The organism is Xanthomonas sp. NCPPB 2864 (assembly GCF_056675615.1).
The window spans coordinates 321,170-345,280 of the sequence record NZ_JBWWVS010000002.1; the positions used below are offsets into that span (position 1 = coordinate 321,170).

The 24,111-nt window shown below is 66.1% G+C and carries 22 protein-coding genes; 18 read left to right on the top strand and 4 right to left on the bottom strand.

Annotation, left to right across the window (positions count from 1 at the left end; translation table 11 throughout):
- Window positions 1-144: 144 nt before the first annotated feature.
- On the bottom strand, window positions 145-1,206 hold the full coding sequence (locus AC1KVE_RS06365; RefSeq protein ID WP_024939686.1) for a lipid A deacylase LpxR family protein: 1,062 nt from the start codon (window positions 1,204-1,206) through the stop codon (window positions 145-147).
- Window positions 1,207-1,482: 276 nt separating this feature from the next.
- Between AC1KVE_RS06365 and AC1KVE_RS06370 the strand changes: the two genes are divergently transcribed.
- The 4 genes from AC1KVE_RS06370 to AC1KVE_RS06385 all read left to right on the top strand — a co-directional run bounded on the left by AC1KVE_RS06370 (window position 1,483) and on the right by AC1KVE_RS06385 (window position 6,020).
- Window positions 1,483-1,761, top strand: a complete 279-nt coding sequence (locus AC1KVE_RS06370) for a YbeD family protein (RefSeq protein WP_016900827.1) — start codon at window positions 1,483-1,485, stop codon at window positions 1,759-1,761.
- A complete protein-coding gene (gene lipB / locus AC1KVE_RS06375) occupies window positions 1,749-2,447 on the top strand; it encodes a lipoyl(octanoyl) transferase LipB (protein ID WP_184457192.1) in 699 nt (232 codons plus the stop codon). The genes AC1KVE_RS06370 and lipB overlap by 13 nt, the downstream gene beginning before the upstream one ends.
- A 15-nt stretch (window positions 2,448-2,462) precedes the next feature.
- A complete protein-coding gene (lipA, locus tag AC1KVE_RS06380) occupies window positions 2,463-3,476 on the top strand; it encodes a lipoyl synthase (protein ID WP_024939683.1) in 1,014 nt (337 codons plus the stop codon).
- A gap of 384 nt (window positions 3,477-3,860) precedes the next feature.
- Window positions 3,861-6,020 carry a carboxy terminal-processing peptidase gene (locus AC1KVE_RS06385; RefSeq protein WP_181097827.1) on the top strand — a complete coding sequence of 720 codons (2,160 nt, stop codon included), beginning with the start codon at window positions 3,861-3,863 and terminating at the stop codon, window positions 6,018-6,020.
- A 174-nt stretch (window positions 6,021-6,194) separates the two neighbouring features.
- On the opposite strand, the gene AC1KVE_RS06390 is transcribed toward AC1KVE_RS06385, so the two are convergent.
- Window positions 6,195-6,938: a sulfite exporter TauE/SafE family protein gene (locus tag AC1KVE_RS06390; RefSeq protein ID WP_167708400.1), complete on the bottom strand. Its 744-nt coding sequence runs from the start codon at window positions 6,936-6,938 to the stop codon at window positions 6,195-6,197.
- Between the two features lie 175 nt (window positions 6,939-7,113).
- Between AC1KVE_RS06390 and AC1KVE_RS06395 the strand changes: the two genes are divergently transcribed.
- Entirely contained in the window at window positions 7,114-7,998 is an 885-nt protein-coding gene (locus AC1KVE_RS06395; protein WP_102582039.1) for a LysR substrate-binding domain-containing protein, read from the top strand.
- Between the two features lie 54 nt (window positions 7,999-8,052).
- Here AC1KVE_RS06395 and AC1KVE_RS06400 read toward each other — a convergent pair whose 3' ends face one another.
- On the bottom strand, window positions 8,053-8,919 hold the full coding sequence (locus AC1KVE_RS06400; protein WP_184457190.1) for an endonuclease/exonuclease/phosphatase family protein: 867 nt from the start codon (window positions 8,917-8,919) through the stop codon (window positions 8,053-8,055).
- 163 nt (window positions 8,920-9,082) lie between these two features.
- On the opposite strand from AC1KVE_RS06400, the gene AC1KVE_RS06405 reads away from it, so the two are divergent.
- The 8 genes from AC1KVE_RS06405 (at window position 9,083) to gnd (ending at window position 17,664) form a co-directional block, all read left to right on the top strand.
- Window positions 9,083-10,138 (top strand): bifunctional nicotinamide-nucleotide adenylyltransferase/Nudix hydroxylase, encoded by a 1,056-nt coding sequence (locus AC1KVE_RS06405; RefSeq protein ID WP_016900843.1) that lies wholly within the window; start codon window positions 9,083-9,085, stop codon window positions 10,136-10,138.
- Between the two features lie 126 nt (window positions 10,139-10,264).
- The gene (locus AC1KVE_RS06410) at window positions 10,265-11,668 is read left to right on the top strand and encodes a nicotinate phosphoribosyltransferase (RefSeq protein ID WP_046345655.1); all 1,404 of its coding nucleotides are present in this window, start codon (window positions 10,265-10,267) and stop codon (window positions 11,666-11,668) included.
- 22 nt (window positions 11,669-11,690) lie between these two features.
- Window positions 11,691-12,791: a radical SAM family protein gene (locus AC1KVE_RS06415; RefSeq protein ID WP_184457186.1), complete on the top strand. Its 1,101-nt coding sequence runs from the start codon at window positions 11,691-11,693 to the stop codon at window positions 12,789-12,791.
- Window positions 12,784-13,848 (top strand): DNA methyltransferase, encoded by a 1,065-nt coding sequence (locus AC1KVE_RS06420; RefSeq protein ID WP_184457184.1) that lies wholly within the window; start codon window positions 12,784-12,786, stop codon window positions 13,846-13,848. Before AC1KVE_RS06415 ends, AC1KVE_RS06420 begins: the two co-directional genes overlap by 8 nt.
- Window positions 13,849-13,921: 73 nt before the next feature.
- Window positions 13,922-14,695 carry a DUF2242 domain-containing protein gene (locus AC1KVE_RS06425; RefSeq protein WP_184457182.1) on the top strand — a complete coding sequence of 258 codons (774 nt, stop codon included), beginning with the start codon at window positions 13,922-13,924 and terminating at the stop codon, window positions 14,693-14,695.
- A 120-nt stretch (window positions 14,696-14,815) separates the two neighbouring features.
- Window positions 14,816-15,196 (top strand): glycine zipper 2TM domain-containing protein, encoded by a 381-nt coding sequence (locus AC1KVE_RS06430; RefSeq protein WP_024939674.1) that lies wholly within the window; start codon window positions 14,816-14,818, stop codon window positions 15,194-15,196.
- Window positions 15,197-15,409: 213 nt separating this feature from the next.
- Complete coding sequence (locus AC1KVE_RS06435; protein WP_184457180.1) at window positions 15,410-16,702, top strand: hypothetical protein; 1,293 nt, start codon at window positions 15,410-15,412, stop codon at window positions 16,700-16,702.
- Window positions 16,703-16,722: 20 nt separating this feature from the next.
- The gene (gene gnd / locus AC1KVE_RS06440) at window positions 16,723-17,664 is read left to right on the top strand and encodes a phosphogluconate dehydrogenase (NAD(+)-dependent, decarboxylating) (protein ID WP_104560615.1); all 942 of its coding nucleotides are present in this window, start codon (window positions 16,723-16,725) and stop codon (window positions 17,662-17,664) included.
- 201 nt (window positions 17,665-17,865) lie between these two features.
- Here the strand turns inward: gnd and AC1KVE_RS06445 are convergent, their stop codons facing one another.
- Window positions 17,866-18,933 (bottom strand): oxidoreductase, encoded by a 1,068-nt coding sequence (locus tag AC1KVE_RS06445; RefSeq protein WP_184457178.1) that lies wholly within the window; start codon window positions 18,931-18,933, stop codon window positions 17,866-17,868.
- Window positions 18,934-19,083: 150 nt separating this feature from the next.
- On the opposite strand from AC1KVE_RS06445, the gene AC1KVE_RS06450 reads away from it, so the two are divergent.
- From AC1KVE_RS06450 to folK, 5 genes are all read left to right on the top strand, one after another.
- Complete coding sequence (locus tag AC1KVE_RS06450) at window positions 19,084-19,458, top strand: BON domain-containing protein (protein WP_184457176.1); 375 nt, start codon at window positions 19,084-19,086, stop codon at window positions 19,456-19,458.
- Window positions 19,459-19,744: 286 nt separating this feature from the next.
- On the top strand, window positions 19,745-21,556 hold the full coding sequence (locus AC1KVE_RS06455) for a sensor histidine kinase (RefSeq protein ID WP_104609274.1): 1,812 nt from the start codon (window positions 19,745-19,747) through the stop codon (window positions 21,554-21,556).
- A complete protein-coding gene (locus AC1KVE_RS06460; RefSeq protein ID WP_016900854.1) occupies window positions 21,553-21,993 on the top strand; it encodes a response regulator in 441 nt (146 codons plus the stop codon). Before AC1KVE_RS06455 ends, AC1KVE_RS06460 begins: the two co-directional genes overlap by 4 nt.
- A gap of 3 nt (window positions 21,994-21,996) precedes the next feature.
- Entirely contained in the window at window positions 21,997-23,499 is a 1,503-nt protein-coding gene (locus tag AC1KVE_RS06465; RefSeq protein WP_024939668.1) for a hybrid sensor histidine kinase/response regulator, read from the top strand.
- 92 nt (window positions 23,500-23,591) lie between these two features.
- Window positions 23,592-24,104, top strand: coding sequence for a 2-amino-4-hydroxy-6-hydroxymethyldihydropteridine diphosphokinase (gene folK / locus AC1KVE_RS06470; RefSeq protein ID WP_046345647.1), 513 nt, complete (start codon window positions 23,592-23,594; stop codon window positions 24,102-24,104).
- Window positions 24,105-24,111: the final 7 nt, after the last annotated feature.

Here is a 24,111-nt window from a genome sequence, read left to right on the forward strand (position 1 = left end):
CCAAAGAAAAAGCCGGCGAAAGCCGGCTTTTTCTTTGCGGGGATTGGGGATTGGAGATTCGGGATTGGCAAAGGCGAGAGCAGCAGCGAAGCACCAGCAGCCCGCTCTTGCGAATCCCCAATCCTGACTCCCCAATCTCAGCCCTCAAAGCATCCGACTGATCGTGAAACTGCCATACACCGGCGTTTCGCGCTGGGTGTCGAATTCGCGGGTGCGGTGGTAGCGGGCGATGGCGAACTTCCAGCGGCCGTACATCACCGCCAGGCCGTAGCCGACATCGCCCACGAACGGGCGCTTGTCCACGCTGTGGCTGTTGCGGAAGGTGTTGCCGTCCAGGGTGATGTCGCGCAGCACCCAGCGCGCATCGGTGGTCAGGAACAGATGGCCCGACCAGCCGCTGGCGCGTCCGAGCCGGCTGGGGGCGGTGTTCTCGCCGGCCGGGCGGGTCGGGGTGCTGCCGAAGTCGTCCGGCAGCTTCCAGCCGAAGCGCACCTCGCCACCGGCATTCAGATGCGTGGCCATGTTGCCGACCGCGCCGCCCCAATGCGAGATGAAATCCCAGCCGAAGCCGTCCGCATTGACTGCCGCGTCGCCCGGCCAGCGGCGCATGCGCTCGTGCACCAGGTTGATCAGCGGCTCGTTGTGCAGCTGGTTGTCCCAGCCCTGGAATTTTTCGTCGCCCAGCACATCGTGGATCGCATCCTGCGCTTCCTGCGCAAATGCCCACGGGCCGACCACGCCGACCTGCAGCTGGGTGGTGCGCAGATGCGCATCGTTACGCGCGTTGTAGCCGAAGCTCGCCAGCAGGATGCCCGCATACGGGCGATCGTCCGGGATCACATCGCGGCGGGTGGGATCGGTGGGAGTGAAAATCGCCTGGCCGATCGAGAACACCATGTTCTGCTGGTCGAACTCGCCCGGATGCAGACGCTCCAGATAGCCGTTGACCCAGCGCGCAGTGCGCGGCAGGCAGGGGTCGTCGGTGTAGTCGACCAGATTGGGCGACACCAGCGTCAGCACCGCGCCGTTGGAATAGCCCTGGTCCTGGTCCTCTCCGCCGAACAGGTCGTTGTCGACCCGGAAGTTCACCGCCGGCGGCGTCCGGCTCATTCTGCTGGAATCGCACTGGTCGGCAGCCACGGCCGGCATCGACAGTGCGGAAAGAGAGAGCAGCAGGGCAGCGGACAAGGCGCGCGGTCGAAGCATGGAGGGCCTGGAAAGGTAAGGAGGGGCGATGTTCAGCAAAGGTGCCTGCGGCCGCTGCTGCGCCGCGTGAATGTGCGCAGCAGCAAAAGGCATTTTCTGCCGGCGCCCCGCCGTGTAGAACCATCACCGGCACGTAGCTGTGTTTGGTCCGGGACTGTAATGACAGATTCTTGCTGAAAGTTGGAGGCGGCCCGCCCGGCTCCCCGGCCGTGACCCGCTCATCCGTTCGGCCAGTGCGGGCTTGGGTTTGTCTGGCATCGTCCCGATAATGGGTGGATGGAAATCAGCACCGACAACCCCGATCACGGCTTCCAGTTTCCCGGTACCTTCGAGCTCAGCGCCATGGGCGCGGCCGAACGCGGGCTGGAAAGCGAACTTCCGCGCCTGCTCGCCGCCACCGGTGTAGAGCTGCTGGAGGAAAGCATCAGTTGGAAGCATTCGTCCAGCGGCAAATATGTCTCGGTCAAGATCGGCTTCCGCGCCGAGAGCCGCGAGCAGTTCGACGCTGCGCACCAGGCGCTGCGCGACCACCCGGAAGTGAAGTGGACGCTGTAGCGGTCCAGGCGGCGGAAAGCCCTGTTCCCGTCCTGCCGGCGCAGTTGCGCGATCTCGGCCGACAGGCCTACGCGCCAGTGTGGCGTGCGATGCAGCGTTTCACCGATGCGCGTGATGAGGCCACGGCCGACGAAGTGTGGGTGGTCGAGCATGCGCCGGTGTTTACGCTGGGCCAGGCCGGCAAGCCCGAGCATGTGCTGGCGCCGGGCGAAATTCCGGTGCTGCAGGTCGATCGCGGTGGCCAGGTGACCTATCACGGCCCCGGCCAGCTGGTGGTGTATCCGCTGCTGGACCTGCGGCGGCTCAAGATCGGCGTGCGCGATTACGTGTGCAGGATCGAGCAGGCGCTGATCGACACGCTGGACGAGTGGAATATCGTCGCCGAGCGCCGCGAGGGCGCGCCGGGCGTGTACGTGGGCGGGGCCAAGATCGCCGCGCTCGGGATCCGGGTGCGGCGCGGCTGCACCTTCCACGGCCTGTCGTTCAACGTGGCGATGGACCTGGAGCCGTTCCACCGCATCAACCCCTGTGGCTATCAGGGCCTGCAGGTGACCTCGGTGCTAGACTTGGGCGGCCCCTCCGGGATGGACGCCGTCAAGGCGGTGCTGCTCGATCAGCTGGCGCGCCAGTTCGGTCTCGTTTTGCAGCCTGTCTCCGCGTTGCCCGACCTTTCGCTTCCGGCCTGAGCGCCCGTTACTGCCATGACCCAGCCTATCGCCCGTTCCATCCCCTTGCAGGTCGTCTCCGGCGACACCGCCGCACCTGCGCCGCTGCAGACCGGCGTCAAGCAGATCGGTGGCGACAAGATCAACCGCTCGCCGGTGCAGTTCGTCGATGCGCCGGTGTTGCGCAAGCCGTCGTGGATCCGGGTGCGGATTCCGTCCGGCAATGCAGTGCAGAACCTCAAGGCCAAGCTGCGCGAAAACCGCCTGGTCACGGTCTGCGAGGAAGCCAGCTGCCCGAACATCCACGAGTGCTTCAGCCACGGCACCGCCACCTTCATGATCCTGGGCGAGGTCTGCACGCGGCGCTGCTCGTTCTGCGATGTGGCGCATGGCCGGCCCAAGCCACCGGATGCAAACGAGCCGGCCAGCCTGGCCACCACCGTGGCCGACATGGGCCTGAAGTATGTGGTGGTGACCAGCGTGGACCGCGACGACCTACGCGACGGCGGTGCCCAGCATTTCGTCGACTGCATTTCGGCCATCCGGGTCAGCTCACCCAAGACCCGTATCGAGATCCTGACCCCGGACTTCCGCGGCAAGGGCCGCATGGACCGCGCGCTGGAGATCCTGGCGCTCAGCCCGCCGGACGTGTTCAACCACAACATCGAAACCGTGCCGGATCTGTACCCGAACGTGCGTCCGGGTGCCGACTACCAGTGGTCGCTGACCCTGCTGCAGCGCTTCAAGGCGCAGCATCCGTCCATCGCCACCAAGTCCGGCATCATGCTCGGCCTGGGCGAGACGATGGAGCAGGTGCAGGCCACCTTGCGCGACCTGCGCGCGCACGATGTGGACATGATCACCATCGGCCAGTATCTGCAGCCGACGCCGCACCATCATCCGGTGATGCGCTACTGGACGCCGGAGGAATACAAGGCGCTGGAGGACTACGGCAATGCGCTGGGCTTCAGCCACGTCGCTTCCGGGCCGATGGTGCGCTCCTCGTATCACGCCGATCGTCAGGCCGCCGGCGCGGGCGTCGCTGCTTAAGCCAGCCGATCACGCCTGCGCCCACGCTCAGGCGGGCGCGGCCGCCAGTGCCGGCGTCATCTGATGCCGCATCCGGCCGCATGCCGAGTGCATGTCGTCGCGAACTGCCCGCGACCGCCCGCGAGTAGCTCCGTTGATTTCGAGCTAGAACGACCCACACGACCCCGCACACCGCGGGGTCGTGTCGTCTCCGGCCGCTGCTCTCGGCTTGCAGGGTACGGTCGCGTTCACAATCCGCTACAGGCCCGGCGCTAGGCTGATTCAGCCAGCGGATGACAACGCCAGCAACTTTCGGCACTGTCATGCTGTCTGATCCGTTCACCGCCTTTCTTTCGTCGGCCCTGTGCCGAGAGCCATTCGATGACCTACAACGTTTCTGCGTCCATGAAGGCCGGCCTGCTGGCGCTGGTGTTGACCACTCCGATGGCATTGCTCGCACGCGCCGACACGGCGTTGCCGGCGGCAGCCACGCCCGACCAGGCCACAGCGACCAAGCTGGTCTATGGCCTGCTCTCCGACAGCCGCTATGCCTACCGTCCGCGCACGCTGGACGAGGCCATGACCAAGGACGTGTTCAAGCGCTATCTGGAAACCCTGGACGGCAGCAAACAGTTCTTTACCCAGACCGACATCACCGGATTCGCACCGCTGGAAGCAGGCGTGGGCGACGCGCTGCGCGGCGGCAAGCTGGATCCGGCGTTCCAGGTGTTCTCGGTCTACAAGAAGCGCGTCGACCAGCGCGTCAAGTACGCGCGCGACCTGCTCAAGCAGGACTTCGATTTCACCGGCAGCGACAAGTTCGAGTACGACCGCAAGGACGTGCCGTGGGCTGCCGACGACAAGCAGCTGGACGTGCTGTGGCGCCAGTCGGTGATGAACGACTGGCTGCGCCTGAAGCTGGCCGGCAAGAAGCCCGAAGACATCCGCAAGACGTTGGACAAGCGCTATGCGGCGCTGGCTGATTCGGTCAACGAGTTGAAGGCCGAGGACGTGTTCCAGTTCTTCGTCAACGCCTACACCAACGCAGTCGATCCGCATACCGACTACTTCACGCCGCGCACGGCCGAAAACTTCAATCAGCAGATGTCGCTGTCGTTGGAAGGTATCGGTGCGCAGCTGCAGAAGCAGGACGACATGGTGGTGATCCGCGAGGTCATCCCGGGCGGTCCGGCGGCGGTGGATGGCACGCTCAAGCCGGGCGATCGCATCGTCGGCGTGGGCCAGGCCAAGAACGGCGCGATCGAGGATGTGATCGGCTGGCGCATCGACGACGTGGTCGCCAAGATCCGCGGCAGCAAGGACACCCAGGTGCGTCTGGAATACATCCCGGCCGAATCGGGCATCGACGGCAAGCACCGCACCGTGACGCTGACCCGGCAGAAGGTGCGCCTGGCCGAGCAGGCCGCCAAAGGCGAGACCATCACCCTGCCGGCCAAGGGCAACGAGCCGGAGCGCCGCATCGGCATCATCAAGCTGCCGGGCTTCTATCAGGATTTCGAAGGCCGTCGCCGCAACGCGACCGACTATGCCTCGGCAACGCGCGACGTCGCCAAGCTGCTGGCCGGCTTCAAGACCGACAAGGTCGACGGCGTGGTGCTGGACCTGCGCAACAACGGCGGCGGTTCGCTGGACGAGGCGATCGAGCTCACCGGCCTGTTCATTGAGCAGGGCCCGGTGGTGCAGGTGCGCGAATCCGGCGGCCGGGTCACCGTCAATGGCGACAGCAATCCCAAGGTGGCCTGGGATGGTCCGCTGGGCGTGCTGATCAACCGCGGCTCGGCATCCGCCTCGGAGATCTTTGCCGGTGCCATCCAGGACTACGGCCGCGGCCTGGTGATCGGTGAAACCAGCTTCGGCAAGGGCACGGTGCAGAACATCGTCGACCTGGACCGCTGGCCGGCGGCGGAAGGCCAGCGCTACGGGCAGGTCAAGCTGACGATCGCGCAGTTCTTCCGCGTCAGCGGCTCCAGCACCCAGCACAAGGGCGTGGTGCCGGACATCGCATTCCCGGCCAGCGTGGATGCCACCGAGTTCGGCGAGAGCACCTACGACAACGCGCTGCCGTGGACGCGCATCGCCGCCGCACCGCACACCCAGTACGGCAACTTCGCGCCACTGCTGCCCAAATTGCAGGGCCTGCACACCGCGCGTATCGCCACCGACAAGGAATTCCAGTGGTGGGAAGAGGACGTCAAGCAGTTCCGCGATGAGAAGGCCAAGAAGTACATCTCGTTGAACGAGGCCGAGCGCGTTGCCGAGCGTCAGAAGCAGGATCAGCAGCGCAAGGATCGCCAGCAGGTGCGCAAGCAGCTGGGCCTGCCGCTGGACCCGCTTGCCGAAGACAGCGACGACGGCCTGACCGGCAACGAGCGCGATATCGTCAAGGACACCGCGCGTGAGAAGGCCGCAGAAAAGCGCCCGGATCCGCTGCTGCACGAATCGGCCGCCATCCTCGCCGATGCGCTGGGCCTGCTGTCGCAGGACCAGCCGCTGTCGGCGCAGGTGCTGCCGCAGTCGACCGCGCCGGGACGTTGGGCCGACTGATCGTTCGTCGAACAGCTGGCGACGACATCAGCGTTAAATACAAGAAACGCCACCGCATCGCGGTGGCGTTTTTATTGGCCGACCCTTTCATGTCTGGCACGACGTCGCGAGCGGATTTGACTGACGATCGATTGCCGGCTGCCGTGCCTGCGTGTCGTGCGACGCCCGTTGTGCTTACGCCAGTGCCTGCCAGACACCTTGCAGACCGAGCACCAGCAAGGTGGTGAAAAAGAAACGTCGAAACGTCTCGGCAGAAATGCGGTTGCGCACCCAGGCGCCCAGCCACATGCCGATGGCGGTAGGTAGCAGTGCCCACAACGACGGAGCGATCGCCGCGCGGGGTAGTGCGCCGTGCCAGGCCAGTGCACTGGCCAGCGCCAGCGTCGCCACGCCGAAACACCAGCCCAGGGAGCGGATCAACAGCTCGCGCGGTAGTTGCAGGGCGGTGAGGTAGGGCAGTGATGGCAGCACGAACACGCCGGTGGCGCCACTCAACAGACCGGTGGCCAGCCCGGCCAGTGGCCCTGCCCACGGTTCGTGACGTGCCTGCATCGTCCAGTGCCGACGAGCCAGCCCAAGCAAGGCGTACAGCGCCAGCAGCGCGCCCAACCCGGCGCGGACCAGGCTGGGGTCGGCGCCTGTCAGCACCCCAGCACTTAGCCAGGTGCCCAGCGTCACGGTGGCCAGCAATGGCCACAGACGTCGCAACAGGGTCGCGGTGTCCGGCCCCCAGGCTTGCTGCACATTCGTCACAAGCGAAGGCAGAACCAGTAAGGTCGCTGCCTCGGCAGGCGTCAGCCACAGACCCAGCAGCCCCATCGCAACGGTCGGCAAGCCCATCCCGGCCACGCCCTTGACCCAGCCTGCCAGCAAAAACACGCCTGCGATCAGATACCAGTGGGTGTGCAATGTCTCCATGCAGCCAAGGATCCGGGCTTGCTCCGGGGCGGACAATGCGTGATTGTTTGATGCAGGCTTCGGCAGCGCCGAAGGCTAAGGCGGGACGCCGCGCGTGCAGAGGCCCCTGGCTTGGCTGGCCTGTCCTGTCGGTGGCGAGCGCATGTCGATGACTGCACGTGCTTGTGGAGTGCTCATGCATCTGGAATTTGTCGATTTACGGTTGTTCATCGCAGTGGTCGAGACCGGCAGCATTACTGCCGGTGCACAACGCGCGGCGTTGTCGCTGGCCGCTGCCAGTGCGCGGATTCGTGCGCTGGAGCTGCAGGTGGGCGCCGTACTGCTGGAACGCGGGCGCCGCGGCGTCAGTCTGACTCCGGCCGGCGGCGTGTTGCTGCGGCACGCACGGCAATTGCAGCGGCAGGCCGAGGCGCTGCAGCTGGAGCTGGGCGGCTACGGTGGCGGTGGCCAGGTGACGCTGCGGCTGGCGGCCAATACCGCGGCGCTGTCGGCATGGTTGCCCGAACGGTTGGCGGATTTTCTCATCGCACATCCGCAGCTGGATCTGGCATTGACCGAGCAGGGCAGCGACGAAGCTGCCGATGCGGTGCGCGAGGAACGCGCCGACATCGCCGTGGTCGCGGGTCATGCCGATCTCAGTGGGCTGCAGGTGCTGCCGTTCCGTGAGGATCGACTGGTGCTGGTGATGGCTGCAGCGCATCCACTGGCCGGCGCCGCGACGCTGCAATTGAGCGAGCTCGCGGGAATGGACACGCTGGGGCTGGCCGGCGACAGCGCCTTGCAACGGCATCTGCGCGTGCACATGAACCGCGCCGGCGTGCAGGTGCGCATGCGTGCAAAGGTACAAGGCATCGACGTGTTGTGCCGCATGCTCGCACAAGGCATGGGCGTGGCGATTCTCCCGCACGCCGCAGTGCAGCGCTCATGCGTGCGCGATCAACTGGCCACGGTGCCCCTGGATGCAGCCTGGGCACCGCGGCAACTTTCGATCGTGCTGCGTTGCGAGCCTGCGCCGTCGACCATGCTGCAAGCGCTAGTGGATTGGCTGCAACACGACTGAGCTGCGTAGCGTCAGAGCGGCCGGCATCGTGACAGCGTCACGTCGCTGGCGCGATCAACGCGGCCAGGCGAATTCGGCCAGCACCGGATAGTGGTCGGACGGCAATACACCGCCGGGACGCTGATCCAGCGTGGAAAAGCGTGTCGGTGTCAGGCCGCGGAACAGGATCCAGTCGATACGACGGGTCGGCTGCGTGGTGAAGTCCTGGAAGGTTTTTTCCGGGCCTTGCGGTTCGGAGACGCGGGCGCGTGCATCGCCAAGCGAGGCGGTGAGGATGGGGTAGGTGCCCTGGTCAGGATCGCTGTTGAAGTCGCCGGTCAGCACCACCGGAATGTTTGCCGGCAGCGCCGCGATGCGCGACAGGATCAGGCGCGCGCTGTGCTCTCGGGCGGCCTCGTCCTGGTCGCGGTGGGCGAAGTGCGTGTTGAGCAGATAGAAGCGGCGCTTGTCGCTGCGACGCTCGAACAGGGCCCAGGTCACCATGCGCGGCAGGTCGGTGTTCCAACTGCTGCTGCCGGGGACCTGTGGCGTTTCCGACAGCCAGAAGTCGCCCGATTCCACCACCGACAACGCGCGGCTGTCGTAGAACACGCCCATGTGCTCGTCGCTGTCGTCGCCGCGGCGGCCCTTGCCGAACCAGCGGTAATCAGGCAATTGCGCAGCCAGATATTGCGCCTGCTCCTGCACCAATTCCTGCGTGCCGAAGACAACCGGGTGCGCTTGTTCGACCAATGCCGCCATCGCCGTACGGCGCACGCTCCAACGCTTGTCGCCATCGGTATCCACCGGCACGCGCACATTGAACGACATCACCCGCAAAGGCGCAGGCGCAGGTGCAGACAACGCAGGCAAGGCGATGCACAGCAGCGCGAGTGCGGCAAACAGGAAACGTGAGATGGCGCGAACGGACAGGCGTGACATGCAGGCGGATTCCTCAAGGACCAATCGGCGAGTCTAATCGGCATGCATGACCGAAATGTCATCGCCACGCTGCACACGCTTGACGTCGTCGCACATCGGCGTAGCATTTGCACCAAGCCATCGGATAGACCGCTGGCTGCCTACTCAACCGTGAGGGATTCTCATGGCACCGCAGTACGACTATCTCGTGTTTATCGGGCGTTTCGAGCCCTTTCACAACGGCCACGCCGCCGTCGCCCGCCACGCGCTGGGCAAGGCGAACAAGCTCATCGTGTTGATCGGCTCTGCCGATACGCCTCGCACCATTCGTAATCCGTGGACCGTCGCCGAACGTGCGGTGATGATCGAGTCCGCGTTGCCGGGCGAGAGCCAGCGGCTGATCCTGCGCCCGTTGCGCGACCATCTGTACAACGAAAGCCTGTGGATTGCCGAGGTGCAGCGCCAGGTCGCCGAGGCCGTACAGGCCGATGGCGGCACGCTCGATGCGCGCATCGGCCTGATCGGCATGGACAAGGACGCCAGCAGCTACTACTTGCGCGAGTTTCCGCAGTGGCCGCTGGAAGATGTGCAACATACCGCCACGCTGTCGGCCACCGAGTTGCGCCGCTATCTGTTCGAGGCCGGCGAGATCGGTTTCCACGGTGGGTTGCTGATGCTGCGCGGCAATGTGCCGGCGCCGGTGTACGACATGCTGGAAGCGTTCCGGCGCAACTCGCCGAGCTACGCGCAGCTGGTGGCCGAATACCGTTTCATCGAGCAGTATCGCGCCGCCTGGAAGGATGCGCCGTATCCGCCGACCTTCGTCACTACCGATGCGGTGGTGGTGCATTCGGGCCACGTGCTGTTGGTGCGTCGTCGCGCCGAGCCGGGCAAGGGCTTGTGGGCATTGCCGGGCGGTTTCGTCGGCCAGGACGAAGGGCTGCTGGACGGCTGCCTGCGCGAGCTGCGCGAGGAAACACGGCTGAAGGTGCCGGTGCCGGTGCTCAAGGGCTCGTTGCGCGGGCGCCAGGTGTTCGACCACCCCGAGCGCAGCCTGCGCGGGCGCACCATCACCCATGCATTCCATTTCGAATTTCCGGCCGGTGAGTTGCCCGCGGTACGCGGCGGCGACGATGCCGACAAGGCGCGCTGGATTCCGCTTGCCGAAGTCATGGCGATGGGCCCGCGCCTGTACGAAGATCATCTGCATATCCTCGAATTCTTCCTGGGTCGCGGCTGAGGCCGACAACGATTGCGTGCCGTCATCCACCAAATGCGTCCGCGCGCAATCCAAGATCGGCTTGAACCGTAGCCTCCCCGCCGGCGGACAGACCGCTGGTTCATTCGACGCGAAGGAGCTTCCGTCATGCATTACCTCGATAACCTGCTGCTCAACACCGACAGCTACAAGGCCAGCCACTGGCTGCAGTATCCACCCGGCACCGATGCGGCGTTTTTCTATGTCGAATCGCGCGGTGGCGTCTATGACCAGACCGTGTTCTTCGGCCTGCAGTCGATCCTGAAAGAGGCCATCAACCGGCCGGTGACGCATGCCGACATCGACGATGCGAAGGCCTTGCTGGCCGCGCATGGCGAGCCGTTCAACGAGGCCGGCTGGCGTGACATCGTCGATCGTCTCGGCGGGCAACTGCCGATCCGCATCCGTGCCGTGCCCGAAGGCACGGTCGTGCCCACGCACAATGTGTTGATGACGATCGAATCCACCGATCCCAAGGCGTTCTGGGTGCCGTCGTACCTGGAAACGCTGCTGTTGCGCGTGTGGTACCCGGTGACGGTGGCAACGGTGAGCTGGCAGGTGAAGCAGGTGGTACGCGATTACCTGCAGCGCACCAGCGACGATCCGGAAGGGCAGTTGCCGTTCAAGCTGCATGACTTCGGCGCGCGTGGGGTGTCCAGCCTTGGTTCGGCCGCGCTGGGCGGTGCCGCGCATCTGGTGAACTTCCTCGGCACCGATACCTTGTCGGCGTTGCTGCTGGCGCGTGCGCATTACCACACGCCGGTAGCCGGCTATTCGATTCCCGCTGCCGAGCACAGCACCATCACCAGCTGGGGCCGCGAGCGCGAGGCCGATGCGTACCGCAACATGCTGGCGCAGTTCGCGCGCCCCGGTTCGCTGGTGGCGGTGGTATCGGACAGCTACGACATCTACCGCGCGATCCGCGAGCATTGGGGCACCACCTTGCGCGAGGAGGTGATTGCCTCCGGTGCGACGGTGGTGATCCGTCCGGATTCGGGCGACCCGGTGGATGTGGTCGAGCAATGCCTGCTGCTGCTGGACGAGGCGTTCGGCCATCAGCGCAATGGCAAGGGCTACAAGGTGCTCAACCATGTGCGCGTGATCCAGGGCGATGGCATCAACCCGCAGTCGCTGCGCGCGATTCTCGAACGCATCACTACTGCCGGCTATGCCGCCGACAACGTCGCCTTCGGCATGGGCGGTGCGCTGTTGCAGAAGGTGGATCGCGACACCCAGAAGTTCGCGTTGAAGTGCTCGGCCGTGCGCGTGGACGGGCAATGGATCGATGTCTACAAGGACCCGATCACCGACAAGGGCAAGCAGAGCAAGCGCGGTCGGCTGACCCTGCTGCGCGACCGTGCCGATGGCAGCTATCGCAGCGCGTTGCTGGATGAAGTCGACGCGCATGCCGACAGCGAAGATGCGCTGGTGACGGTGTGGGAGAACGGCGTCATGCAGCAGGAGTGGACCCTGGAGCAGGTGCGCGCACGTGCCGACGCCGCGCGCCGCTGACGTTCGCCGCGCGGCTAGCGGCATGTACGCCTCCTTCGACGACGACTCGTTGCTGTCTGCATCGCCGCTGTTGGCCGGGTTGCGCGCCGCCGCGCCCAGCCTGCGGCGGCGTGTGCCGCAACAGGACGAGAGCAGCCGATGGCATGCATTGCGCATCGGCGCGCGCGCGTATCGGGCAGCGTTGCCGATCACCTTGACCCCGTATGCCTCGGTACGGCCATGTTCGGCGCGCTGCGGCTTCTGTTCGGAAAACCTGCGTCAACACCGTGGTGGCCCGGCGGCAGCGATGTTGCGGCCAGGGCCGGACTACTTTGCGCAGTTGCGCGCTGCGTTGCAGCTGCTGCACGGGGTGCCGTTGTCGTATTCCTTGTCCGGCCTGGAGATGACCGACGACCCGGACTGGTTGCAGGCCTTGCTGCAGACCCTGGCGACGACGCCCGACGGCCCGTGCGTGGAGCAGCGTGTGCTGTACAGCAATGGTGCGGGCCTGGCGCGCGCGCAGGGGGCACAGTTGCTCGATGCCCTGGTCGACTTCGGCCTGTCGTGGATCGAGCTGTCGCGTCACCACCCGCTGCAGGCCGGCAACGACGCGATCATGCGCTTTCGTCCAGACGAGCCCATTGCCGATGCGGCCATTTTCGCGCGGACGGCGCAACGCATCGCAGCGCGCCTGCCGGTGCGGCTGGTCTGCATCGTGCAGCGGGGCGGCGTGGACTGTGCCGATGGCGTGGCGCAGTACATCGCGTGGGCGCGTCGCTGTGGCGCCACGCAGGTGATCTTCCGCGAGTTGTCGCGTCTGGACGATGCGTACCGCAACAATGGCACCTGGCGCTATATCGCGCAGCATCGCATCGGCATGGAAAGCCTGTTGGCGGACTGCATGCAGCAGCCGTGGTGGTCGCATTGGCAAGCCGACGGCATGACCGAGGGTTATTACTTCTGGAATCTGCGCATGCGCAGCGAGGACGGCCTGGAAGTGGTGTTCGAAAGCGCCGACTACGCGGCCATGCACGCACGCCACGCCACCGGCGACCTCTACAAGCTGGTGTTCTTCGCCAATGGCCGCCTGTGCGCGGGCTGGGACCCGGATGCCGATGTGCTGTGGGAGCCGGGCGATGGATGAGCTCGACCAGCGCAGCTGGTGGACGCCGGCGCCGGATGAGCCATCCTGGGCACTGCCCGAGGATCTGCGCGCAGCCGACCCGCTTGGCGGGCGCGACTGCGGCTGGGTGAATCAAATGCGCCCGTTCGTGCGGCACTTCAGCGTGCCGGGTGCACAGGTGTTCGATCCGTTCTGTGGATTCGGCAGCACGCTGCTGGCGGCGACGCTGGAAGGGCGTGGCGCGCATGGCATGGAGATCGATGCCGCACGTGCGCAACTGGCACGCACGCGCCTGCAGCGGCACGGCGTGCAGGCGCCGGTCGTGGTCGGCACGCTGGTCGACACCGCGCCCGCTGCGGCGGTCGATCTGTGCCTGACCAACGTGCCGTATTTCGGTTGCCACTGGCACGGTGCGGCATTGCCGGGGCAGTTGTATGCCAGCGCCGACTACGCAGGCTACCTGTCCGGCATGCGGGCGGTATTGCATGCCTTGCGCAAGCGGATGCGAGCGGATGGCTTCGGTGTGGCGATGGTGGAAAACGTCGTCGTCGGCGGGCGGGTGATTCCGCAGGCGTGGGATCTGGGGCGGATCCTTGCCAGCCTGTTCACCCTGCGCGAGGAGCGGGTGCTGTGCTACCGGCGGCCGGGCGCAGCGCTGGCGCCTGCAGGCACGCACAGCAATCGCAGCCACGAGTACGCGTTGATCTTCCAGCACTGCCGTGCGCAGTTGGACCTGCAGCAGGCAGCGCTGCTGCTGCAGGCGCTACGCGCAGACGGCCTGCCGGTGCAGGTGCACGGCAGCTACGCGCGCTGGCTGCAGGCGCCCGAGTCGGTGCCGGAGGGGCCGGCGGATCTGGACCTGATCCTGCAGGCCGAGCAGCCGCTCTGGGACCGCCTCACCGTCTGGCTGCAGGCGCAGGGATTCGCCTTGAGCCTGTGGGGCGAGCCGTGCCGGGCGCCGGTCGCGCTGGCGGCGGTGCGTGCGCACCACTATCTGCGCGCCGAGCGCATTGGCGCAGACGGCAGCCGCCTGCAGCTGGACCTGCAACTGCCAGCGGATGAACCGCCGTTGCCCTGATCGGCCACGCGACGCCGCGCGCACACCGGTTGCGGCTATGCTCTGTGCCGGTTTTGGATGCCGGAATGTCTCCATGTCTTGTTCTTCCCTGATTGCGCGCGGTGCCCTGCTTGGCGCGCTGGCAACCCTGGCTGGTTGCGGTGGCAGCAAGGGCGACACCATGCTGATGCGTGAGTCGTTCAATTCCGACGACACCTACTCGCGCAGTGTGGCCTCCACCTCGCCGCAGGCCTGCGAGGCCGCGCGCCGGGTGTTGTTGAGCCAGGGCTATGCGGTGACGCGTGCCGATGCCGCTGCGGTGGAAGGCAGCAAGAACTTCCAGCTCAAGGAAGCCGACCAGAGCGAACAACTCAATCTGCGCATTTCCTGCGCCACGCAGGACGGCGGCAAGGCGCAGGTGTTCGTCAGCGCATTGCAGGACCGTTACGCGCTGAAGAAGAGTTCGACCTCGGCCAGCGTCGGCGTGGGCGTGCTCGGTTCGTTGTCGTTGCCGGTCGGCAGCAGCGGCGATTCGCTGGTGCGCGTGTCCAGCACCACGGTGCAGGACGCGGCCTTCTACAAACGCTTCTTCGACCGTCTGAATTCGTACCTGCCCAAGGTGACCGAAGCGGTGCCTGCACCTGTTGCTCCGTCACCGCCACCGCATGCGATGTCATCGGCTCCGGTGCCTGCGGCCACTCAGGCCAGCGAGGCAGCCACTCCACCGGCCACGCCCACTACAGCTGCGCCGCAACCTGCTGCAACGCCTGTCGCACAGCCGCCGGTGGCGCCATTGCCGGTGGAGGCGCAGGACCCACCGCCGACACCAGCCAAGCTGCCGCAAACCGAGCCAGCAAGCCAACCGTGACGAAGCGATTCAGGCTCTGCTCCAGAGCCTGAATAGCCGGTTGCACGCTTCACGTCGCGTTCTCGACCAAGTGGCGAAAGTGCAGCCATGACTCGCCAAGGGGCGAGATGGAGACAGACGATGAAGATGCGCAATTCCCTCGTGGGTATGTCCCTGATCGCGTTGATGGCAACCAGCACACTGGCGCAGGCGCAGACGCGTTCGTACCAGCAGCGTTACACCGAAGCAGATGAGGGCCGCAAGTTCGGCGATGGCACGCGCGTGCGCTGCCGCAATGTCGAAGTGCAGAAGAACTCGACCGATCCCAATCGCATCGGCGGGACAGTTGCCGGCGCGGCCATTGGTGGCCTGCTCGGCAACCAGGTTGGTGGCGGCAACGGCAAGAAGCTGGCAACCGTGGCCGGTGCAGTTGCCGGCGGCGCAGCGGGCCGAACCATCCAGGGCAACCGCCAGCAAGCCAACGGTAACCGTCAGGTCGAGCGCGTCTGCGAACGCCGCTGAACCTGATGCAGTGAATCCTACGAGCCCCGGTCCTGCCGGGGCTTTCTATGTCTGAGGATGCAGCAGCTTGCTGCCGATCTACACCACCTTGTACCGATGAGTGCGTTCCAGAAGCCCCGCCCGCAGCGGTGGACGGGAGTGATGCGGCCTGCGTCAGTATCAGTATTCGCGCCGCACCGACCGCGCCGCCGCCTCTCCGTGCGTCTATGCGCGATGGCGCTGCTCGGTGTGCAGCTGTTGCAGGCTGCCGCGGCCGCGCCGAGCGAGACCGCACGCAAGGCGTCCGTTGACTGTGTGGATGCCTTGCTGCAGAAGCTGGGCTGGAGCATTCGCAGCGCCGCAGTGGGTGCGCCGGTGATCCAGCGCGGCGAGCCGTGTACGCGCGGTTCGCTTGCGCAGGCGCGTGCGGCCGGCGATCTGCAGCTGACGCTGCCGGCCAGCTGGAACGCGCAGCAACGCGGCGCCGCGCTCAAGGCCTTGCTGGACGACAGCGCCACCCAATGCGCATACGCGTTCGAACTCGGTGCGGCGACGCGGCGTGCCACCACGCAGCTACAGGACAACCCGGGCTACCGGTTTTCGGCGCTGCAGCTGGGCTGGATCGGATTCGGCTGGCGTGGCGCGGCCTCGCAGGGCTGGAGCGGCTTTCGCAGTTTCGGGCGCGGCTATCAACCGCGCGGCAGCAATGCGCAGGCGCTGGATGCGTTCTATCGCGGCCAGGTGCGTTCCGAATGCGGGGTGGGGCGGCAGGTGGCCCAGCTGGCCACCCAGCGCGAGTTGTATGGCGATGCCGGATTCGATCAGGTGTTCACCTCGGGCGAGTTGTCGATCGGCACGTTTCTGACCTTGCACAACACCGACAGCATCCTGCTGGGCGCGCATGCCGGCGAGTTCTTCGCCGACGGCAAGGCGGCCAGGACCGCGCAGCTGGGGCGGCAGGCATTTGTCGGCGCGCCGGGGTTTATCGCGCATGTGTTCGACAAGTCGTTTCTGGACGACATCCACAACCAGGCCGAAAACTTCGTGGTGGTGGACGTCAGTGATGCGGCGGCGCAGGCGCTGGCGCAGCACGGCGGCTTCGCGCATTACGACGCGCGCAACCGGCAGATATGGGAGCTGGCCAGGGAGCTGCGCGGGCCGGGCAAGCGTCGCTTCGAGCGGCTGCTATACGAGCGCGATGCCGCGTTGCGTGCCACGCTCGATCCGCAGCAGCAGGCACACCTGCAAACGCTACAAGGCCTGCTGGATGACCCGTTCTACCAGGGCTTTCTGGTGTACGTGCATCCCAAGGGCATCAAGCCGATCGGGTACCACGTGGCGCGCCTGCTCGATCGCAATCCGCGCACGCCGTATGCCATCGACCTGACCCTGCACAATCTGCGCAGCACCTTGTACTGGCGTTGGATCGACTGGCAGCTGCAACAGTGCGGCGCCGGCACCGCGGCGGAACAATCCATTGAGAATTCCGCCACGCCAGCGTACGCCGGGCGTGGCACCCTGCACTGATCAGATCATGAGGAGCGAATATGGAACTGGGTATGGTGGGTTTGGGCCGCATGGGCGCCAACATGGCCGAGCGCCTGGTGCACGGCGGACACCGCGTGCATGGCTACGATCCGGGCGAAGCTGCGCGTAGCAGTGCACAGGCCAAGGGCATTGTCACTGCCGATGCGCTGGCCGCGCTGGTGTCCGCGCTGCCGAGCCCGCGCGTGGTGTGGTTGATGGTGCCGGCGGGCAAGATCGTCGACGACACCCTGGCGCAGCTGCTGCCGCTGTTGCAGGCCGGCGACATCGTCATCGACGGCGGCAATTCGTACTACAAGGATTCGCAACGCCGCGCCGCGCTGCTGCATGCCAGTGGGATCGCCTTTGTCGATTGCGGCACCAGCGGCGGCGTCTGGGGCCTGCAGGAAGGCTACAGCCTGATGGTCGGCGGCGACGAAGCGGCGGTGACCACGCTGCATCCGGTCCTGGCCACGCTGGCGCCGGCAGCGGACAAGGGCTGGGGCCGCGTTGGCCCGAGCGGCGCCGGCCACTTCACCAAGATGGTCCACAACGGCATCGAGTACGGAATGATGCAGGCCTATGCCGAGGGCTTTGCGCTGATGCAGCACAAGACCGACTTTGCGCTGGACCTGCACCAGGTCGCCGAGATCTGGCGCGATGGCAGCGTGGTGCGTTCGTGGTTGCTGGATCTCACCGCCGATGCGCTGGCGCACAATCCGACCATGGCCGGTATCGCACCGTTCGTGGCCGATTCGGGCGAAGGGCGCTGGACGGTGGCCGAGGCGATCGACCTGGAAGTGTCGGCGCCGATCATCACCTTGTCGCTGATGGAGCGGCTGCGCTCGCGCGACAAGGATTCGTTCACCGACAAGCTGCTGGCCGCAATGCGCAACCAGTTCGGTGGTCATGCGGTCAAGACCACCACGGAAGCCGCGCCGACGATCGGCAGCAAGGACGTCTGAGCGATGCCGATTCCTGCGCGCCTGCATGGCGCGCAGTGCAGGTCTGTTCCATCGCGTCTGTGTCTGGCGACTGCCGGCGTGCCCGCTGACTGATGGCAGTGCGCATCGATGCAGTGCCCGGGCGTGGCAGCGCAGAACGCGAGCGCGCCATTGCCGATGCCAAATGTCGGCTGGGCGCCTGCACCGGCGCCCGGCCGTGCATCAGTCGCGTGAAGCCGCGTTCGCGCCTTCCAGCCATTGCACCTGGCCCGAGGCGGCGCTGCGTTGTGCCAGCTCCAGCAGCTCCATCACCTGCACCGCGTCGGCAGTGCTGACCGGTGCCGGTCCGGCGCCCGCCAGGGCATCGCGAAACGCGGCGTAGCACTGGCGGTAGTCGCCCGGCGTGGTGTCGGGTTGATGGGTATGCACGCGGCCTTCGTCGTCGACGCGGGTCAGCGTGCCCGGAAGCGGGTCCACGCCCCAACCGGCGGTACCGGGGCGGCGCCCGGCGCGCAGCTGGTCTTCCTGGGTATCCAGCCCATGCTTGAGGTAACTGCCACGAGTGCCGTGCACGGCAAAGCGCAGGCCGCTGTCGGCCACCAGCGAGCCGGCGTGCAGGATCACGCGCAGCCGCGGGTAACGCAGGGTGACGTGGAAGTAGTCGTCGCTGCGTGCCTGGTTGCGCTGGCGCTGCAGGTCCGCGCCGATCGCCTGTGGCGTACCGAACAGCTGCAGCGCCTGATCGAGCAGATGCGGCCCCAGGTCGTACCAGAGACCGGCGCCGGGGATATCGCTTTCGCGCCAGCGGTCGCGCACCTGCGGCCGGAAGCGGTCGAAGTGAGAATGGAATTCCACCACCTCGCCCAACTGGCCTTCGTCGATCAGCCGGCGCACGGTGAGGAAGTCCGCATCCCAGCGCCGGTTCTGGAACACGCTGACGATGCGCCCGGCCGCCGCCGCCGCAGCGACCACTTCGCGCGCCTGTGCGGCGTCCAGTGCAAAAGGTTTGTCCACCAGTACATGCTTGCCGGCGGCCAGGGCCTGCAACGCGAACGGTGCGTGGGTCTGGTTGGGGGTGGCCAGCACCACCGCATCCAGCGCCGGATCGGCAAGTGCCGTTTCCAGATCGGCCAGCACGGCGACATCGGGAAAGTCGGCCTGCACCTGCTGCGGCTTGGACGACACCACGCTGTGCAGGGCCAGACCGGGGGTGCCGGCGATCAGCGGGGCATGGAAGGTGCGGCCGACATAGCCATAGCCGACGACGGCCAGATTGAACGGTTTAGGCATTGAAAACGGTTCATCGCAACGACGGAGGAGGCCTGCATGGTATTGCACCCACCCGTGTGCGCCGGGTTCACAACCCCTGCATCCGGCAGTCACGTGTGCACGACGAGCGCCACTGCAGACTGCGGCCACATTCACAGGAGGGTACATCCGATGAAGAACATCACACATGCACGCAAGTTGCTGGCCCTGGCGCTGTCGCTCGGTCTGACGCTGGGTGCCTCGCAGGCATTCGCTGCGCCGCAGGAGCACGCCGCGCACAAGGATCACGCTGCCGACAACATGAACGAATCCAAGAAGCCGGTGACCGACACCTGGATCACCACCAAGGTGAAGGCCGATCTGCTGGCCACCGACAATGTGTCGGGCACCGACGTCAAGGTCGAGACCAAGAACGGCATCGTCACCCTGACCGGCACGGTTGCCACCAAGGCCGAGCACGACAAGGCCGTGGCAGTTGCCAAGGGCATTGAAGGCGTCAAGAGCGTCAAGTCCACCGGCCTGAAGGTCATCGCTGCAAAGATGTAACTGCAGCGGTAGCGAATGCCGGGCCAGCCGAGGCGAGGCGGCTGAACCGAGCACAAGGCGCACTCCATGGGGTGCGCCTTTTTTGTTGCCTGCGCGCAAGACGGGCACGCCGACGGGCGGCCGGGCGCTCGCGCCATTTTCACGTTTACTGCACTTATGATATGCCCATTCAGCTATGTCGCCGTGGGAGTGATCAGGCTGAATCGTTAATCTCATCCTGGGCCTGATCGGAGACAATGCCGACTTGCCTTCGGGGCCTTGGCAGCGAGCGGATACAGACCTAGCAATGCAGACAACGGTCCAAGAAGACAGATGGGATCGCTGGCGCCTGCCATTACTGGCGGTTGCCGTGTTTCTGATTGTGGTGGTGCCGTCGCTGCTGCTGCAGCAGATGGCGCACAACGCCAACCAGGCCGCGGTGTGGGTGTCGCATAGCCAGGAGGTGCAGGAGACCGCCCAGCGCCTGGAAGCGGCGATGCGCGATACCGAATCTGCGGCCTTGATGCGCTCGCATGGCGTGCAGCGCCCGGCCCTGCTGGAGCGCATGCGGCGCGGCCGGCGCGAGTCGCTCGCGGCGGTGCAGCGGCTGATCGTGCTGACCAAGGACAACCCCGCACAGCAGGTGCGGATGGGGCGTATCCAGAGCACCATCGAGCGGCGCCTGTTGCTGGCCGAGCGGATTGCGGTGACCACCGCGCCGGAGCAGATCCGTCTGCTGATCAACGACATGACCCTGAACAACCCGATCCGCGTGCTGATCGACGAGTTGCAGGACGCCGAGGGCAAGCTGCTGGAGTTGCGCAATGCGCGCGCCGACACCGAACGCACGCATTACGCGGTGTTGAGCTGGGGCACGCTGGTGGTGCAGTTGCTGCTGCTGGGCACGGTGACCTGGTTGCTGCAGCGGCAGATCCGTCGCCGCCTGGCCGCCGAGCAGGAATACCTGCGCGCCAACGGCCGCGCGTCGTCGGTGCTGCAGACCGTGCGCGAGCCGATCGTGCTGCTGGATTCCGGCCAGCGCATCCTGCTGCACAACCCGGCGTTTGCCGAGTTGTACGGGCTGGACGAGCGCGGCAACGAATCGATGCCGCTGGAGGACGTGGGCGATGGCGTCTGGCGCGATGCGCAGATCCATCAGCGGCTGGCCGACGTGTTGCTGCGCGGCCGCGAGTTGTGGGACTACGAACACGAGCAGCGCGCCGCCGATGGCGTGCAGCGCACCATGCTGATCAACGCGCGGCGCATGCCGCTGCCGGACACCAGCGACGAAGACGTGGTGCTGATGACGGTCAGCGACATCAGCCTGCAGAAGGCCTCGCAGCTGCGCATCCAGGAGCTCAACCGGCAGATGGAAGGCAAGGTGGAGCAGGTGTCGGAGGTCAATCGCGAGCTGGAAGCCTTCAGCTATTCGGTCTCGCACGATCTGCGCGCGCCGCTGCGCCATGTGGCCGGATTCTCCGACAAGCTGGCGCGCCACCTGGGCGATGCGGCGGACGAGAAATCGCGTCACTACATGGAAGTGATCAGCAGCTCGGCGCGGCGCATGGCGTCGCTGATCGACGATCTGCTGGTGTACTCGCGCCTGGGCCGCAGCGCGCTGCGGTTGCAGGCGGTGGACATGCAGTCGCTGGTGTCGGAAACCCGCGCGATCCTGGATTCCAACGTACAGAGCGAGAACACCGGCCACCGTGTGGACTGGCATATCGCGCCGTTGCCGGTGCTGGTGGCCGACGAGAACATGATGCGCCAGCTGTGGATGAACCTGCTCGGCAACGCCGTGAAATACAGTACCAAGCGCGAGGTGGCCAGGATCGAGGTCACCTATACGCCGATGGCCGACGGCGGCCACCAGTTCAGCGTGCGCGACAATGGCGCCGGCTTCGACATGGAATACAGCGCCAAGTTGTTCGGCGTGTTCCAGCGCCTGCACAAGGCCAGCGAATATCCCGGGACCGGTATCGGCCTGGCCAGCGTGCGGCGTGTGCTGACGCGTCACGGAGGCCGGGTCTGGGCCGAAGGCGCGGTCGACGAAGGCGCCACGTTCTATTTTGTGCTTCCTCCTGCGCTTGAAGCGCCCAACCAAGAGTTCAATGTATGACCGCCATCCGTACCATTCTTCTGGCAGAAGACAGCCCGGCCGATGCGGAAATGGCCGTCGATGCCCTGCGCGAAGCCCGCCTGGCCAATCCCATCGTGCACGTCGAGGACGGCGTGGAGACCATGGACTACCTGTTGCGTCGGGGCATCTTCGCCGATCGCGAGGAAGGCCTGCCGGCGGTGTTGCTGCTGGACATCAAGATGCCGCGCCTGGACGGGCTGGAAGTGCTCAAGCAGATCCGCAGCGAGGAGTCGCTCAAGCGCCTGCCGGTGGTGATCCTGTCGTCCTCGCGCGAGGAGAGCGACCTGGCCCGCAGCTGGGACCTGGGTGTGAATGCCTACGTGGTCAAGCCGGTGGACGTGGATCAGTTCTTCAACGCAGTCAAGACGCTCGGCACCTTCTGGGCGGTCATCAATCAGGCACCGGAGCTGGACTGACCCATGCTGCAAGAGGGGGGCAAACTGGAGCAGCTGAAGATCCTTCTGGTGGAAGATTCACCGGAAGACGCCGAGCTGTTGTCCGATCAGCTGCTCGATGCCGGGCTGGATGCGGCGTTCGAGCGGGTGGACAGCGAGCCGTCGCTGCGTGCCGCACTGGATGAATTCCAGCCGGACATCGTGCTGTCGGACCTGAGCATGCCCGGTTTTTCCGGCCATCAGGCGCTGCGCCTGGTGCGCCAGAGCGGCGCCACGCCCTTCATTTTCGTCTCCGGCACCATGGGCGAGGAGACCGCGGTCAAGGCGCTGCAGGACGGCGCCAACGACTACATCATCAAGCACAACCCGACCCGTCTGCCGAGCGCGGTGATCCGTGCGATCCGCGAGGCGCGCGCCGACCTGGAACGCCAGCGCGTGGAGAGCGAGCTGATGCGCGCGCAACGGCTGGAAAGCCTGGCAATGCTGGCGGCCGGGTTGAGCCACGACCTGCGCAACATCCTGCAGCCGTTGCTGATCGTGCCCGACCTGCTGGCCGGACGCACCGACGATCCGCAGCTGCGCCAGCTGGCCAACGTGGTGGCCGAGTGCGGCCGGCGCGGGCACGAGATGGCCGAGTCGATGCTCTCGTTCGTGCGTGGCTCCAACAAGCCGCGCGAGCAGGTGTCGATCGCCAGCCTGTTCCAGGCGGTGCAGATGTTGCTCAAGAGCAGCCTGCCCGACGGCGTGCGCCTGCAGATGGACACGATTCCGCTGGATCTGACCATCGAGGCCAACTACACCGAGTTGCAGCAATGCCTGCTCAACCTGGGCCTGAATGCGATCCAGGCGATGCCGGGCGGCGGGATGCTGACCCTGTCGGCCGATCGCCACGACGGCACGCGCGTGCGCATGAGCGTGGCCGACACCGGCGTGGGCATGAACGAGGATACCCGCGCACGCCTGTTCAGTCCGTTCTTCACCACCAAGGCCGATGGCACCGGCCTGGGGCTGATTTCCTGCAAGCGCATCGTCGAAAGCTACGGCGGCAGCATCGTGGTCGACAGCCGCCTGGGCGAGGGCACGCGGTTCGACATGATCGTGCCGATGCGTGCGGCCGCGGTGACGATTGCCGACACCGAGCCGCCGCTGGCGTTGGGGCATGGGCAGCGCATCCTGCTGGTGGATGGCGAGGCCACGCGCCTGTCGCTACTGGGCAATGCCTTGTCCAGCCAGGGCTATCAACCGCAGCTGGCCACCGATGGTGCGGCGGCGCTGCAACTGGTGCAGCAGCACGCGATGCCGGACCTGGTGATCATCGACAGCGACATCATCCAGCTCTCGGCGGTGAGCGTGTTGTTGAGCATGCAGGAGCTGGGCTACCACGGCCCGGCGATCGTGCTCGAGGATGTCGGCGCGCCGCTGCAACGTTCGCATTTTCCGCCGGACATCCCGGTGCATGTGCTGCGCAAACCGCTGGAAATGCGCCGGGTGTTCCGCGCGGTGGCGCATGCGCTGGAAGCGGCCTGAGGCCAGGGTCTGGCGCGCTGCGGGCGGGCAGGCTCAGATGCGGCACGATTGCAACAGTTGACGCCCACGCTGGCCGCATGCGCGAATAACGCATGACCACCGTGCTTCTCAGCCTCGGCAGCAACGTCCAGCCGACCCACTACCTGCGCCTGGCCGTCGACGCCTTGCGCGCACGTTTCGGCCAGCTTGCCGTCTCGCCGGCGTACCGCACGCCGGCGGTGGGCTTCGACGGGCCGGACTTCGTCAACAACGCCGTGGCGCTGGACACGGACATGGACCTGGCTGCGCTGGATCATTGGCTGCATGCGCTGGAAGATGCGCACGGCCGCGATCGCAGCGGCCCGCGTTTCAGCGACCGCACGCTGGACGTGGATGTGGTGTTCTTCGGCGATTGCATCATCGAAGGCCCCGGTCATCTGCGCATCCCGCGGCCCGAGCTCAAGCATGCCTTCGTATTGAAGCCGCTGGCCGATATCGCACCCGACTTTGTCGATCCGCTCAGCGGGCAGACCCTGGCCGCGCTGTGGCAGGCGCACCCGCAGCACGGCATTGCGTTCATGACGGTGGCGCTGGACGCGGCCCCGGCGCTGGATGTGGCGCGCTAGCGCCATT